General features: G+C 53.0%; 16 protein-coding genes. All 16 read right to left on the bottom strand.

Features of this window, described 5'->3' with window-relative positions; translation table 11 throughout:
- Positions 1-7 precede the first annotated feature (7 nt).
- Entirely contained in the window at positions 8-457 is a 450-nt protein-coding gene (locus FHW16_RS26750) for a hypothetical protein (RefSeq protein WP_182552325.1), read from the bottom strand.
- Between the two features lie 24 nt (positions 458-481).
- Complete coding sequence (locus FHW16_RS26745; protein ID WP_182552324.1) at positions 482-967, bottom strand: ASCH domain-containing protein; 486 nt, start codon at positions 965-967, stop codon at positions 482-484.
- A gap of 78 nt (positions 968-1,045) precedes the next feature.
- Positions 1,046-1,276, bottom strand: a complete 231-nt coding sequence (locus FHW16_RS26740; RefSeq protein ID WP_182552323.1) for a hypothetical protein — start codon at positions 1,274-1,276, stop codon at positions 1,046-1,048.
- Between the two features lie 45 nt (positions 1,277-1,321).
- The gene (locus FHW16_RS26735) at positions 1,322-2,401 is read right to left on the bottom strand and encodes a hypothetical protein (protein ID WP_182552322.1); all 1,080 of its coding nucleotides are present in this window, start codon (positions 2,399-2,401) and stop codon (positions 1,322-1,324) included.
- Between the two features lie 14 nt (positions 2,402-2,415).
- Positions 2,416-2,868, bottom strand: coding sequence for a hypothetical protein (locus tag FHW16_RS26730; RefSeq protein ID WP_182552321.1), 453 nt, complete (start codon positions 2,866-2,868; stop codon positions 2,416-2,418).
- A gap of 203 nt (positions 2,869-3,071) precedes the next feature.
- The gene (locus FHW16_RS26725) at positions 3,072-4,037 is read right to left on the bottom strand and encodes a 5'-3' exonuclease H3TH domain-containing protein (RefSeq protein WP_182552320.1); all 966 of its coding nucleotides are present in this window, start codon (positions 4,035-4,037) and stop codon (positions 3,072-3,074) included.
- 110 nt (positions 4,038-4,147) lie between these two features.
- Positions 4,148-5,137 carry a hypothetical protein gene (locus FHW16_RS26720; protein ID WP_182552319.1) on the bottom strand — a complete coding sequence of 330 codons (990 nt, stop codon included), beginning with the start codon at positions 5,135-5,137 and terminating at the stop codon, positions 4,148-4,150.
- Positions 5,138-5,243: 106 nt separating this feature from the next.
- Positions 5,244-5,489: a hypothetical protein gene (locus tag FHW16_RS26715; RefSeq protein WP_182552318.1), complete on the bottom strand. Its 246-nt coding sequence runs from the start codon at positions 5,487-5,489 to the stop codon at positions 5,244-5,246.
- A gap of 83 nt (positions 5,490-5,572) precedes the next feature.
- Positions 5,573-6,112 carry a hypothetical protein gene (locus FHW16_RS26710; RefSeq protein WP_182552317.1) on the bottom strand — a complete coding sequence of 180 codons (540 nt, stop codon included), beginning with the start codon at positions 6,110-6,112 and terminating at the stop codon, positions 5,573-5,575.
- A 74-nt stretch (positions 6,113-6,186) separates the two neighbouring features.
- Positions 6,187-9,552 carry a DNA polymerase III subunit alpha gene (gene dnaE, locus FHW16_RS26705; RefSeq protein ID WP_182552316.1) on the bottom strand — a complete coding sequence of 1,122 codons (3,366 nt, stop codon included), beginning with the start codon at positions 9,550-9,552 and terminating at the stop codon, positions 6,187-6,189.
- A 1-nt stretch (position 9,553) separates the two neighbouring features.
- Positions 9,554-9,916: a hypothetical protein gene (locus tag FHW16_RS26700; protein ID WP_182552315.1), complete on the bottom strand. Its 363-nt coding sequence runs from the start codon at positions 9,914-9,916 to the stop codon at positions 9,554-9,556.
- A 158-nt stretch (positions 9,917-10,074) separates the two neighbouring features.
- Positions 10,075-10,722: a sigma factor gene (locus tag FHW16_RS26695; RefSeq protein ID WP_182552314.1), complete on the bottom strand. Its 648-nt coding sequence runs from the start codon at positions 10,720-10,722 to the stop codon at positions 10,075-10,077.
- On the bottom strand, positions 10,722-11,969 hold the full coding sequence (locus FHW16_RS26690; protein WP_182552313.1) for an AAA family ATPase: 1,248 nt from the start codon (positions 11,967-11,969) through the stop codon (positions 10,722-10,724). The genes FHW16_RS26695 and FHW16_RS26690 overlap by 1 nt, the downstream gene beginning before the upstream one ends.
- A gap of 124 nt (positions 11,970-12,093) precedes the next feature.
- The gene (locus FHW16_RS26685; RefSeq protein WP_182552312.1) at positions 12,094-14,349 is read right to left on the bottom strand and encodes a cobaltochelatase CobT-related protein; all 2,256 of its coding nucleotides are present in this window, start codon (positions 14,347-14,349) and stop codon (positions 12,094-12,096) included.
- Between the two features lie 51 nt (positions 14,350-14,400).
- Entirely contained in the window at positions 14,401-14,679 is a 279-nt protein-coding gene (locus FHW16_RS26680; protein WP_182552311.1) for a hypothetical protein, read from the bottom strand.
- Between the two features lie 71 nt (positions 14,680-14,750).
- A complete protein-coding gene (locus FHW16_RS26675; RefSeq protein WP_182552310.1) occupies positions 14,751-15,245 on the bottom strand; it encodes a helix-turn-helix transcriptional regulator in 495 nt (164 codons plus the stop codon).
- Between the last annotated feature and the right edge of the window lie 166 nt (positions 15,246-15,411).

The raw sequence follows: 15,411 nt of genomic DNA, 5'->3' as shown, positions 1-15,411 counted from the left end.
ACCTAACTCAGAAGAGCCCCTCAATAGTTTCAACCAAATCGAAGAGCTGCACCGTGCCGAGATCCTCGAGAGCAAGATGTTTGATTTGTTCGCCGCTCTTCACCCTGATGAGCGTCTGCAACGGATCGTTTTCGCCATCCATTTGGACAAGGATCGCGATAATAGAGATACCTTTAAGCAGGCGATTTCCCGCAATCAGCAGTTCGGTCTCTTTTGTCTTTGCCAAACCGTTCTCTGCTTTGAGCCAGCCCTCAATTTTATCTCGAGGCTCGCCTTGAAAGAATGCAGAGTTGAGATCACTTTCCGAAACGAATGGCCCATAAGCATCGCTGAGCAGTGCTTCGCCGTCCGCTTTGTTGGGAGCAATGACAACGATGGACCGTCCATGGGGCTGTTGCCGCGAACTCTCTTTGTTTCCTACCCACTGCTTGGAAACATCGATTTTACCGTAATACATGTGTTTTCTTCCCGTTTTTGATAATTACACGACCTGGAGATACGCTCGAACGTCTTCCGGTTTCTCCAATACCGGCTGTAGCTTGTCGAAACCTTTCCAGTCATAGATTCCTTGTTTCCCTTGGATGGGAATGGGATGCGGCAACTGTCGCGCATAGCGCAGGCGCCAGGCGTAACCGCCTAACTGGTGCCAGCCAAACGCCTTCTCTTCGTCCGTGATTTCCTCGAGAAAGTCCTCGGTGATCAGCTCGACTGAATCCAGCAGCACCGTTCCAAGCAGAACAGCGCGCGGCAGTTCCTCGAGCGGCGGCAGGCCACATTGTTCGTAAAAGCGTTGAAACTCTGGATCGGCATAAGCCGAACGCTGATCCGGCGTGATGTTCTTGGTCGCGGCGATACCTATCGTTTGACCAATAATACTTTTGGGTGCTGACCATGTGCGAGTCTCAAAGAATTTCATGCCATGAACTATAAGAGAAGCCCACGGCTGCCATACTGAAATAACCTTCATTCCCGATCCGATCTGTGCCCGATAATCCACTCATCTATATAGCAGAACGAAACGGGAATACTACTTTCGGGAAGACGTTCACCGCTCATCAATTACATCGTCATAATCGACGACCAATTCGATGGATTGAACCGTGGGAATTGTCGATGAAACCTGATCGCCGAGCGCCTCTGTCCATTCAAGGGCGTTTGCCTTTGCAAGTTGCAGCGCCTTTATTCCAGCTTCATCGGGATTGTGAGCATCAACTTCGACTGTGACGTGTGGTTTGGCCGTAATGCTACGCTCTAACCTCACCATGTATCTTTGCATTCATCCTCCAGAGAATTGACCCGCTGCGAGAGCGGGTCAGTTTAGTTAGGCGGCCTCTTCGATATCGACGTCCGCAACGATCGGAGGTTCGTATTTGGCTGGCAGCAACGCCTTGAGCTGATCAAGACCGGCCGGATCAGCCATCAGCTTTTCAGAAAGCGGACCCCGGAAGTATTTCTTGCCGTCAGTCCATTCGACATAGGCGCCGCTGACCTTGAGGATCTTCTCCGCCACGAGGAAGTCGAGCATCGAGCGGTGCACATTGAAGCGACCGGTGCCGTCTTCATTGTAGTCGAAGCGATAGGTCGCCTTACGGAAGGGGCGAGCAACCTTATTCTTGATGATCTTTGCCGTGATCTGCGAGCCAAGAACATCCGCATCAGCGGTCGAGTCCTTCTTGATCGGCTTAGCGCCGAGCGAGATACGTTGCGAGAAATAGAATTTCGGAGATTTGCCGCCTGGTGTTGTCTCGGGATTGCCGTAGACCACGCCAATGTTCATGCGGATCTGATTGAGAAACACCGCGCACATGTTCAGATCATCGCAAGCCTGAGCAAAAGCCGGAAAGTGAGCCGATGTTGCGCGCGCCAACGCGGTGTTGTCGTGCATGGAGCGCTGCTCGGCGGTCTTTTCCTTGTTTGTCTTGCTGTCAAACATGGCCGACTGAGGCACCATCGAGGCGAGACTGTCGAAGATCCATGCGATCGGGGCGTCAGGCGCAATCAGTTTCTTCTCGCGAAGCAGAATTGCAACCTGAATCGCCAGTGTCATCGACTCTTCGAAGGTCTTTGGCTTTTTATACATGAACTTTGAGCCGCTGGTGTCGAGTCCCTGACCCTCGCCAAGATACTGCTGAAAGGAGCGTTCATGATCGTTGAAGCCAGCAAAGCCGCCCATCTGCTGTGCTGCGATCATGATCTGAGTTGCAATCGCGGTCTTGCCGGAGCTTTCAGGGCCATAGATTTCGATGAGGCGGCCTACAGGAACACCGCCATCCCACTTGCTGGAGAGCGCATGATCAAGCTCTGGATAGCCAGTGCTGAGGAACTGCGTCACCGTGGACTCTTCGTCATTACCGCCAAAGACCGAACTAATGGTCTTTTCAATTTCTGAGGCTGATGCCATTTTTACTTCTCCAATTAATCTTCAAGAAAATCTGCGTCTGGATCTACCTTGCGCAAGGCGGCGGAAACCTTCTCCACTTTTGACCCTGCAAGACGCCCCTCGGGTTTACCGTCCTCGCCAAGAACGATGTGCGGCGGCACGCTGTAGGGTAGGGTTATGACGTTTGGTGTTTGCGCTGGTGCTATGCCAATTGGCCGGATGACCGGCGCGACTGCCGGCGCAACCAATGTTTCGTCGTCAAGATCGAACTGACCGGAGCGCGCTTTGGAAACGTTAAATGACAGGGCGGCGCGCTGGTGACTTTCACTCACCATTGACGAGACGAAGGCGAAGGTCTTGCTCGCAGCGTCAGATTTCAGCGTCTCGTCAGTGCTCTCGAACGCTTTGGTCAGTGTCTCGAGCGCTTCTGCAACCTTTTGAACTGAGTGCTGAACGCGCTCTTTCGCGGTCACGTTTGATTTTGCCATATGATATTCCTCATGTGCTTTCATTGCGCAGGAACGGCAGCGAGAAGCTCGCTTGTCGCCGAAAAATCGTCCCGTTGGATTGGGAAACATTTCGCAGATTGTTGTGCAGTCGGCGTTGGCGCATCTGCACATGTAATGACCGCCGGCATATCCAAATGAGCGAAGATCAACGTCGCTCGGCTCACCCTTGCCGGGATCCCAAGTCATGCTGCGGCAGCCTCGCGGTATTTGAAGGGTGGAAAGACCGAAACCCAATTCTCAATGTCAGTCAAAAATGATTTGAACACGAGACGCTGACAAAACAGAGTAAAGGTTTCGATGCTTGGCGAGCCGGGATCAACCTTCAGGTTGATGGGCGCGGGACGCGCGGGATGCCGAAGATCCATGAGCATGAGATTGCGCATGAACAAGATCCGCTTGTCCTCGCTTTCAGCAAGATCGCGGAACTTCTTCGGCAGCTTCTTTAGGTCAACCTCGCCGGTCAAGCACATGTTCGAGAAATTCGAATAGGACTCGAACTCGGCCAGAAATTCCATTGCTCCTTTGTCGCCAATACCGCCGACGCCAGGAATGTTGTCGCCTGTGTCGCCCATAAGCGCTTTCATTTCCACAAATTGCTTGAAGGATTTGACGGCGATACCGAGCTTGTTTTTCTCGTCAGCAAGATCGGCGACTGTGCGGACCTTGCGATCATTAATCGGATCGAACCACATGCAATTCGGTCCAACGAGTTGCAGCCAATCTTTGTCGCCCGAGACCAGGACGACACCAGCGCCCTGCTTAATGTAACGATCGGCGCAAATTGCAGCCAGATCGTCCGCTTCCATGTTTGCAGCCTTTATTTGTGTGACGCCGAGGAGCTGCAGCGCCTTCTGAATTGCCGGGATCTGCTTTTTGGTGGACTCGCGCTCTGCCTTTTGCTTTTGGGCGGCCGCAGTGTCGTTCTTTTCGCGGTTTTCCTTGTAGTCCTTGTATTGCATCTTGCGCCAGGAGGCACCGTCCCAAAGGACGATCGGCGTGAACTGGCCATAGATGGAGATCTGTTTGCGCAACTGGCGCAAAAACCCGAAGATCGCTGTCGTTTCGACGGAGCCAACAGTGAGCTTGTTTTTCGTGCCGTTCGCAGCGTGCGCGATATTGTTGCCGTCGATGAGGAGATAGCGCTTCATAATAAACCTTGCTGATTGAGACGAGAAAGGGCGGCACGCTAATCAAACTAAAACGTGCCGCCCTTGACGAAACTGGCTCAACCGGGGGAAATCGAGCCAGTTCGCAGGTCTTATTCGATGTTGTCGAGGTCAGCGAGAATGTCGTCGAGGCTCGTATCGTCAGCGTCTTCCGGTTCAGCTACTGGCGCGGGCTTTACAGCCGCTTTCGTGACTGGCTTGGCAGGGGTCTTGACCAGTGTCGTCGCTTCATTGAGCGCGTCCAGATCAACATCAGTGTCGATCTCGGTGCTGTCATCGATCACTGCGTCGTCAACAGCCGCATCTTCCGACACGAGCGCCTTTGTCGGCGTTGACTTGCCGGTTGTCAGCAGACCAGGCTTGGTTGTTGCAGGGCCGCCGATGCGCGGAAGAGCAACGCCAGAAGTCTGAGCGATGAAGGCGAGAGCCTTCTTCTCATCGCCACGGAAGAATTCCTTCTCGATGTGCGCCTTCAGATCGTGCAATCGTGTCAGCACATCCTTGCTGATTGGCTCGCTTTTGCCTGGAAACACATTGACCGAATACTCGGTGTTCAGACCCTTGCCGGTCTTGGTGATGACGATATCCATACCGTTTTGCGGGTCGGTAATATCAACTTCGTTCTCTCCATACTGCTGGATCAGATCGGTGATCTGCGCAAACGTCGTTGGCGTGACTTCAAGGATCGCGCATTCATCCTTGGAACCGGCATGATCGACCACGTTCAACAGGATGGACTTCTTGGCGCGCCATTCGGTGTAGATCTTCTTGGACTCTTCATCGATCGCCGAATTGATCGCAAGATCGATTGCGGCATCAAGTTCACATGGCTCGCCATAGCAAACGTCGCGGCAGCCTACGACGGCCTGCGGTTTACCATTCAGTTCAGCCTTGATCCAGTGGACGCCAAGATCGGCCCAGAACTGACCATCTTCGCCGATCCAAGGAGCATTTAGAGAGGTTGGTGCCAGGACACGGTAGCGATTGCGACCTTCCTTGGGCTTGATCCGCGTTCCAGTGGAACGGCTGTATTTCGAAGACGCTTTTGAAACGAGCTTCATGAGTGCGGGATTGAGTGCCATGTGCTTTGCTACTTTCTACTTTGCGCTTTGCTACTAACTCCGTGACGCGTTCGTCATTTCGTTATTTCGTTATATAGCGAAAATGTTCAGGATTACTTCGGGAAAATCAGACGTTGAAGATGTTCCCGTATTTTGATGCGAGGAGGCCTGCCCGTTTTGAGGTCTCGGCATGGTCCTTTGAAGCGGCGAGGGCGTCAGCAGCCTCTTTTTCCTTCTTGGCCGACTTGGCCGTCTGGACTGCAGCATGCCGCTCCAGCTTGGTCACAATTGACGTGATCGGCTTGGTAATCTCGTCGATGGACGGCTCACGGCCGAGCACCTTCAGGAAATAGGAGATCAGGAGATTGAGCATAGATTGAACTCTTATCTGGGGTTGAGAGTGAATGTAAATCATTATTGACTTACTTTTATATATCAACAAAAACGAGGATTACATTACGAACTTTCTGATCCTGCAGCTTCCTCCTTCATGCGCTGCTTCTGGCGTGCAAGCAGGTTGTTTCGGCTTTCGGAGGCAGCTTCGTCGCGCGCCGTGCGCACCGAGATTGCAAGTTCGCCCTTCATCTCCTCGCGCTCCGTAGATCCGGACTGGATCAGCATGTCGCGGCGATGACGAAAGGCTTCCGTGGCAGTTTTTGCGTTGGCTTCAATCTGTTTTGCCTCAATCAGGGCTTTCTTCATATTGACGACACGGCCGTTGCGCGCCACACGTTTGTCGAGATCCGCAACTGTGGGTTTTTCGCCATCTTGGAGTGCGGTCTCACGTTCACGGCGATAGACGGCCGCTTCCGTGGATTCAAGCAATAATTTAACGGTATCCACCTGGCGCGAGGCCTGTGCAGCGATGACTCCGTAATGTGCAAACAGGGATGCCTGCTGCATCATAGCGTTGGACAGATCGGCAGGGGAATAGGCAAGGTCGCGTTTCATTTGCGCCGTGTCGATGAAGTTCTTGACCGTAAATGTGGCCGTCATTTTCAGACCTTTCGCTTGTTCTGATTAATTTATATCAAGTGCTCTCAAGGAGCGCTTGCGGGATGCATCGGCAATCAGTTCAGAAGATTGAAAACTGACTGGAAAACATCTTCGAGAAGCACGCTCTTTTCCGGCGCATAGTAAAGTTCGCCAGGATTGAAGCCGATGACCAGATTTGCGTCGAACTCCTTGGAATAGACCACCTTACCGGCTTGATCAGACGCCTTGCCTTTAAGATCGGGAAGAAAGTGACGCACTGTGGTTGTGCCGAGTAGAACGATCACGGGAGGCTCGAGGATCTGGATCTCGCGCTTTAGATAATCGATATACTTGGCAATCTCGTCCGAAGAGACCTGCTTATCTGCCTTTGGTCGCTTGATCAGCCCCGTCCAATAGATATCAGGACGCTTAAAATCATGCACGAACATGGCATCAATAACGGCTTGAACCTGCGCGCCCTGACTCATCGATCCAAGCTCTTCCTCGCCGCGTGTCGGGCAGTCGGTGATGATCATGAACGTCGCATCCTTACCGAAATGTGGCTTGACCGGCAGTCCATCGCTATCACCAGTCGATGGACCGTGCTTGGCGCGGTATTCTTGGATCACTTCTACGATATCTTCCTTCGCGTGTTTGTCGCGCGTCAGATCGCGGTGCACTGGCACGTTTGCCGTGATCAGGCCGGGAATGAGTTCGATCAGATCACGCACACGCGAGGGATCGGTCGCCGGAACAGAGCCAGGCTCGATGCGAGAGAACGCACCAACGCGCTCAAGGGCGTCTTGATGCTTGACGTTACAGCGGCGTTTTTCCACGCGATCGAGAAAATCCGCCTTATTCGTGAACGGACCCGCCTTCCTCGCCTCGATAATGGCTTGGGTCGTTGTGCCAGCGACGCCTTTGATGCGTTGGAAGGGAATGACTAAGCGCACATCTGTCGCAATCTCAAACCTGTCGGTAGAGATATTGATATCGGGCATTGAGACGTCGATGCCAAATCGAGCGGCGTCCGCAATGATGCCAGGCAACTTATCCTCATCCATACCTGTCAGCGCGGCGGCAAAGAACTCGACCGGATAGTGCGTTTTCAGATACATGGACTGATATGAGATCAGGGTATATTCGACTGAGTGGCTCTTGTTAAAGCCATAGCCGGCGAAGCCTTCAATCTTGTCGAAAAGCTGCCCCGCCCACATTTCGTCTGCCCCGATCGTCGCAACACAACCATCGACAAACTTGCCGCGTTCCTTCGCCATTTCTTCGGGCAATTTCTTACCCATGATCTTGCGTAGCTTGTCAGCGTCGGGAGCAGAGTATCCGGCAACTGCGCGAGCGACCTGCATAACCTGTTCCTGATAGACCATCACGCCAAATGTTGGCTCGAGGATCGGTTCCATCAATGGATGGTCATATTCGATGTATTCCCGACCCTGCTTTCGCTTATAGAATGAGTCCATCATTCCCGATTCCATAGGACCTGGGCGATAAAGCGCGGTTGCGGCCGTAATATCATCGAAAGTAATTGTGCCGTCGCTGCCAAGCTCTTTCAGCAAGCGGCGCATTCCACCGCCTTCAAACTGGAAGATGCCGATCGTGAGACCCTTGGCGAAGTTGTTCAGCACTTCCGCATCGTCAAGCGGGATCCGGTTGATGTTGACGCGTTTTGAATGCCGCTCTTTGATGTAATTGAGTGTGAGGTTGATCAGATCAAGCGTTTTCAACCCGAGAAGATCCATTTTGACGAGCCCTTGATCCTCAACGATGCGCTTGTCCCAACAGACGACAGACATTTCCTTGCGCTTTTCGATGACAGCGCGATCCGTAAGATCGACACCCCCAACGATAATGCCGGCGGCGTGCTGGCCGTATGAGCGCGTAGTCTCTTCCAGACGGCACATGATGGGCCACCAATTGTCCTCGTATTTCTCGGCGAACTCCTGGATCTCCTCGACCTGCAGCGCGCAATTTGCCAGGGAGACGTTAGCTCCGTGCAGCTTCGGAACTGCCTTTGAGCACTTCGTGTCGCGCTCGGACAAACCGACGGCTTTGCCGATATCTCGGATCGAGGACGCGGCGGCAAGCGTGCCAAAATTCGAAACGCCAGCTACTCGAGCCTGTCCGTATTTCTTGATGAGGTATTCAACAACTTCGTGGCGACGTTCAGACATGAAATCAAGGTCGGCGTCAGGAAGGTCGATACGATCAGGATTAATGAAACGCTCAAACAGAAGTCCGAAACGGATCGGATCACAGTCAGTGATTCCCATAAGGTAAGCGACCAAAGAACCGCCGACAGAACCGCGGCCAGGCCCGACAAGAATTCCATTAGATTTCGCATAATTCACCACGTCTTGAACGAGGAGAAAGTAGCCTGAGAAATTGAGTTTCTTTAGCACCGAGAGCTCATAGGAGAGACGCTCCTTGTAGACGCCGGCAAGGTCAGTCTTTTCCGGAAGGTGGCCAAATACAGCGTCAGAGAAGCGTTCCTTCCAGCCAAGTTTGCATTGCTCCACGACGGCCAGAAACTCGTTTGGCGCCATCTGCGGAAGCGAAACAGGCTGTTTCTCCCACACGTAGCTCACGCGCTCGGCGAGCTTGTCCGTATTGAGCAGCCCCTGCGAGAACGCTGGTCCAACCCCCAATGATCCACGCGCACTGACGCGCTTGGCTGCACTTAGGACATGCTTCTTCATTTCAACATCGCCGACGACGTGAAAATCACGATTGTCCATCGACTTGAACCAACCATCGGTGATTTTCACGTTGTTGGCGACAGCACCCATGATATCAAGAGCATCAGCCTCACCTTCGAAGTAATACGCGGGACGCACCGTAAGTGGCTGACAGCCATGACCGATCGCCTCGAGTGAAAGCTGGTTGATGCGTGTGAAATAGGGCGTATCAACCGCGATAAGTGAGGCGTAGACATTCTCAAAGCCAACGCGATGCGCAAGTTCCGTGACGATATCGGCGACTTGAGGATGTGTGATAACACCGTGCGCGTCGCCAAGGGTCAGCGCGATGTCGCCCTTCTCCAGATTGTCCAGTTCCGTATAGAGATCCTCAAAGCCAAGCTTACTCTCGTAGTAGAAGCGGGATTCGGAATTTGCGAGGGACAGCAGCCGGTAAAGTCCTTTGAGGCCAGCCTCTGTCAAAAAATATGCCGTTAAGTAGTAGTAGGGCGGCATATCCTTCTTCTTTTGCCCCTTGTCGGGACGCCACTCCGGCCCGTCAGTCATGCGCAGTCGCACGCCAATGATCGGCTTAATTTCGGCTTTCTTGGCGCGAGTTGTAAAATCTACCAGACCAGTCAACGACATGGTGTCGGTAATGCCGACGGCACGAGCGCCCAGCTCTTTTGCTTTTTCAACGAGCGATGACGGCGAAATAATCGACTCGCCGATCGAGAAATCGGTTCGAGCTGCTAAGATGGAGTGCATATTAAGTCCTCTTGATTTGAATAGTGCCGTTCATTTCTCGCACTGCGCCAATATGCTCGAGTGCCTGGAAGGCCATGCGAGCGTGGGCGTCTGCTGTATTTTGCTGCCAGTCGAATTTGGTCATGAACGCGGCGGCAACGAATTGGCGCGTAAGTGGGCGATCGAGTTTGATAAGAAGATGCGCAACGATGCGCATGAAGGGCAGGGTGCCGGCGAACGGGTTCTCGCCCTTCTGCAGTTTTTCGGTAACGTTCAGATTAGAGCGATCAAGGCGATCGACCAGTTCCTGGGTCTTTTTCGGCAGAGCAAGCTCGCCCGGATTGACCGGAGAGGTCTTTGTTGCGCCCTTTGGCGCGTCAGGCATCGTCGTGATCCCCCACCTTGCGCGCAATGCGAAGAGGTTGGTCGCATGAAGCGGCTTGCATTGTTCCTGGAAGGCGCATCCGCGGCAAACGGGATGGGCATCGTCAAAGGAAAGCGCGGAGCCGAAACAGCCAGGCGCAAAGTGAGGGATCGTATCGGTCATATTGCTCGCACTCGTTTATGGGCATTCCGTTTTGCTTCTTCGCCGGCCTCGCGGATCTGAGCGGCAATCTTGACCCGCTCTGAGCGCGGCGCACCCATCAGATCGAAGATCAGCGTCGTCGTGACACCGCCCATGGTAAATGTTGTATGGCCTCGGGAACGGCCGAACTCGGCTCTGGCGTCGAGCGCATCAACTTCCTTTAGAAGCTCCGCCGGTGGATCGCGCAGCAATTGAATGAACAGCTTGGCGCGTGGCTTCAGGCGTGCGATCGCGTATTCCCAGTAATTGTTTTCCTCAAACTCTGAACCCGGCATGGGATCGGCCGAGGGGATGATTTCTTCCAGCTTTGCGCCGTCCTCGGTCATTGGCGTATCGATCGACTTGGCGACGACTTCCGCAAACCGGCGACTGACGTGCTTCTCGGCCCAACGGTTGATGTGCATTTTCATCCCGTTGTAGAGAAAGGTCGGGAATGCAGCTTGCTTTTGAGGGTTCCAACTGTCGCGCGCCTTGCACCAGGCGATCCAGAGTTCCTGTCGGATATCTTCTCGCAGGTGAAGGGGCGCCCCGGCACGTTCAAGCCGGCGCATTACCCGATCAGCAAACGAATTGACGTTCCGCTCACTTTCCTTCCAGTCGATCATCAGCCGAGCAACCTCTGCGCAAACTGCTCCGCCACTGCCTTATCGACGCGGGAGAAGCGGTTGGTGATCGCAAGCTTGATGCCTCGGATGAAGTCTCCTCCGAAGTTCAGACCGTTATCTGCGGCGTTGATCAGCTCACGCGGCGAGCAGGTCATTGTCAGCTCGCCTTTCTTGAAGGCGTCACGCACAGCATTGCCGAACTGGACGATTCTCGATGCATCTTCCTCGTCCACGGAGGTCTTGGACATGAGGATCGACTGCTCCGTCGCAGCATCCATGTATGTCACTTCCTCAGTGATCGCGAAGCGCGAATAGGCGGCGGCATTCTGCATGATCGTGCCTTGATAAAGGCCGGTTTCGTCGCCCGTTCCGTTCGTATTGCCGGTTGCAGTGAAGCGGAACTCTGGATGCGGCTTGATCACGCGATATTCAGCAGGTGCGTCTTTGATGACGAGTGGCTTGCCTTCGAGGACTGCCTGATATGCGGCGATCACGCCTGGCATCGCATAGTCATATTCATCGGCGCAGTAGACCATGCCGTGTATCATTGCCTGTGCGAGCTGCCCGAGCTGATACTCAGTCTGCGAAATATAGCGTTTGGTCTTCTGAAGGACGCCGTCTTTGTCCATCACCTCTTCTTCGACTTCCTTCGTGGCGACAACCCACTGACCGAGAATGTGAGCCTCTTCAGTGTCGCGAGTGTGCTGGACGCGCATGTATGGGCGGCGAAGACGAGCACACACCTGTTCAATCAATGATGATTTACCTGTGCCATGATAGCCCCAGAGATAGAGCGTCTTGCCAAGCTCAAGCGCCATCATGACCGTCTTGGTCAGATCGATGTTGAAAACGTAGTCCGGATCCACGAGCTCGAGGTAGGGAACGACTTCCGGCTGGTGATTGGCGAGGATTGAAACCTCAATCGGGTTGCCGAGCGACGATTTGGCCGCCTTCGCATTACCCATGCTGAAGACCTCATGAAACAGACCTTTCGCACGGCTTTTGGTGCCGGTGGGATCAGCCGACGCAGTAGACACGGCGGAGCGTTTGCGCTCTTCGGCGATCAGGTGCAGCGCATACTTTGAATAGAGCGGCGCATCGGGGTATTCCGTCTTGTAACGCTCGACGGTCCATAAATCTTTGGTCGGGTCGCTATAGTTTTTCTTGATGTGGTTCGAGATAGAATGAACCTCGACCCCGTCGATCTGACAAACGATACGCGACCGATCCAACTCTGCATCTTCCATGTGAAACTCTCTCCGTCTCTGTGCGCTTTGCGCTGTGTTGTCTTCAATAACTACTGACTTTTGATTAGGATATCAAGTCAATAATGATTTACTTATATGGGAAATGACGATTAACAATCTCCTCTTAAGAGAGGATCGCTTTCAACCGCTTCATCACTTCGCCAGGGAGGGCTGCCACATCGCGCAGCACCACGTTGTTGGGATAGTATTTGCTCACGGACGCATCCATGATGCCGATGCCAACGAGGTCGATACCCATCTTCTCGACCTTCTTGACGGTATCCATCAAATGCCGTTCGTCGCTGTGATTTGCGCCGGCCGGTTGTCCGTCTGAAAGAACGAGCATGACTTTGCGTTTCTCCTGGCGCTTGATCAGGCGAAGCGCTGCGTATTCGACACACTCGCCATCGACGTTATTAAACATGCCTGGCCGCGCATACGCTTGGTAAGCCACGCGCTTTTTCACCTCTGACGTCACGCGCTCATCGAAACCTTTGTAGATGGGCATGATGATTGGACACGTGCGCGCCCAGCGAATACCGGAGGAGCGTGCTTCATCCGCGATCGCCTCCTGGAGCGTGCGCGGAAGAGCGCCATAACCTGCAGTGGTAAAACCCAGCATCTCATGGGCGATGCTCACTCGCTCCAACGTTGTCGAGAGCGCATAGGCCGCTACCATTGCCGTAGCGATCTTGTTGTTGCTTACCATCGATCCGGAAATATCGATCAGAAGAGTGACCGCCGTGTCTTTTGAATGATGCTCGAGCTTGCGATAGAACACGCGGTCGTCGCCTGTCGTAAGGCGATGGAGACCAGGTGCGTGCAAGCGACCGCTGCGATGACCTGGAATACGCATGACGTGGCTCTGCGAGGCCATCATGCGCTCGATATCCTTCTGCATGCGACCAACCATTGAGCGCACTTCACTTTCCATCTTTGGAACCCATGAATCCGGAATATTGGCGTCTTTCAGATCAAGAGGCTCGATCCGATCAAATTCGCGGGTAAAGACGGTGTAAGGCGCGCTGTGTAAGTCGCGGACAGCGCCCTTGGTGATCTCATCGGCCATTTTGGAGGATAGATCCAGATCAGAGAAGTCCTCGTCGTTGAACTCGTGGTCAAAGACACTGGTGCCGGCGGCACCATTTCCAACTCCGCCTTCATTTTCGGAGTCTCCCTCCGGGTCTTCTTCATCAATGGATGTTTGACGTTTTTCGTCAGAATGACTGCGGCCGCTGCTGCTTTCGCCCTCGTCCTCTGCGCCATCTGCATCTTCTTCTGTGTCACCGGAGCCAGAGCCGCTATCGCCGTCATCTAATTCATCATCCACGTCGCCGTCATCTTCGCCATCGGGATCTGATGGCGGTGCATCATAGCCCTCATCATCGTCCATCCCATGATCCATTCCGGCGAGTGGGTCGCCGAAATCGTCATCTTCGTCTTCGTCCGTTGGTTCAGAAGGTTCGTCATCGCTCGACGCCTCGTCGTCGAAAGCATCTACCTCGATATCTTTCTCGGGTGTTTTTCCTTTGGGCTTACCAGCAGCCTTGGCTCCGCCATCCGCAGCATCTTTCGCTTCGCCAGACTCCCCGCCGCTCGCCTCTTCCGAGTCTTCGCCATGCGGTTTCTTACCTTCGCCAGGACCATCGCCGCCTTCTTCACTTTCTTCCTTCTTAGGCTCAGGGTCTGCTTTCGGCGCGGGAGGCGGCGGAGGTGGCGCTGGATAGAGAATCTTTTCCAACAGCTCGGCAGCTTCACGACACTGTTTTGTCGCGTTGAATTTAGGAAGTGCCTTTTTCAGCGTCTCTGGGAGGGCATCCACGAACGCTTTTACGATAGGCTGATCCCAGAGCTTTTCCTCGTTCATATATGCTTGGAACTCGACATGACCGGCGAGAGCGCGCATGAGCGGCACAAGCAGAATACGAAACTCCTGCTTGTCGTCACCTTTGACCAGTTTCATGGCCGGCTTGGTGATCTTATCAACAAAGTGCTTGCGCAGGTCTGCGATATTTTTGAGCGAGCCTGGGAATATCTTGACGATCTCCCGCTCAATCATCGTGTCTTCCACGATATTGACGAGATCCTGCAGTCGCTTGTTTTTCACATCATGTGCATCGCCTTTGACAAGGTAATCCTTCCAGTTGGTCAGAAGAACATGCGCGACCTCATGATCAATGAATCCTTGAATCGCGCGGATGAAACTTGCATCGGCCGTGTCGGAGACATTCGGAATGTTGACGCGCTCGGGTTGGCGTGTGCGAGGATTGACTGACACGTAGGCCCTTGAGCCGCGTTGTGTCACGACGACCTTCTTGGCCGTGAGCATTGGAACAAGCTTCGTGATGACTTCCCGAAGTTCTATAATTTCCCGCTTCATCCTGTTCTCTCTGTCCTTATGATATCAATCAATGTTGATTGATTAATAATGCTAAAATCGTTGGATAACAAATGGCAATAGAAGGAGACCGTCGCCCATTGGAGGGATGATAATATGGATATTGCCGTGAACCGGATGCGTCCCGGAATGAACGTCAACTCCACCCTGTTGACGAAGCTCGTGATTTTCCAGTTTTTCGATTTCGTAATAGGCATTCTCAAATGTCACATTTTGATAACGGATAGCAGAGGAAGCATTCGACATGTCAGAGACCTTAGTAAGTTTGAGGGAGGTAGTAAGAAGTATCGCACCGTTAAGGAAGTCAATCATTATTGATTTATTTCCTTTGGCACATGAAAACGGCGACCACAAGGGCGCCGTATTCGTTTTCAGAATTATTTTTAGGCTGGCGTCTTTGTCTTCCGCTCGGCATTATCGAGCAGCTTCTCCAAACCACTTTCGAGCTCCTGAGTGAGCGAAGGGTCGGCATCGCCCGTATATGCACGGATTTTCTCAACCCAAGCGAGTTCGTTTTCCGTCATCGTGCGGTTCATCATCTGCGTCAGGGCATAAGTGTCCTGCTGGCCGAAGTTCTGTTCGAGCGCCAGGCGGAAGAGAATGTTGGGATCGACTTCGAACGCCTTTGCCAGGATAAACACCTTTTCCAACGGAACCTTGGCATCACCGTTCTTCATCATCGAAATGATATTCGGCTTATGATAGCCGGCTTCCATCGCGATATCATACTGACTCTTGCGGTGTTTGATTTCATCCATGCGCTTTTGCAGGAACTTCACCACACGCGTGTGTGAGTAAGGACGGATCTTGTCATCTTTCATTGAATATTTGCCCCTTCTAGGCACTTTCTTATGAAGCTTCGTGAGCACCACCAACACGTCGCTTTCAATAATATTTATAGCAGTCTCTTAATGGGCTGTTCTCTGTTTACGACGGCAAAATAGCGCCAGTCACTAAAATAAGTCAATAATGATTTATAAGCGTGCCTATATTCCTCTGACAATTTGTAACGGGTTGCAAGGATTCGTCATTCACTTCCAAGGA

Source organism: Phyllobacterium myrsinacearum (assembly GCF_014138285.1).
GTDB lineage: Bacteria > Pseudomonadota > Alphaproteobacteria > Rhizobiales > Rhizobiaceae > Phyllobacterium > Phyllobacterium myrsinacearum_A.
The sequence above is the reverse complement of the archived record's forward strand: the minus strand, read 5'-3'. Positions and strand labels throughout refer to the sequence as shown.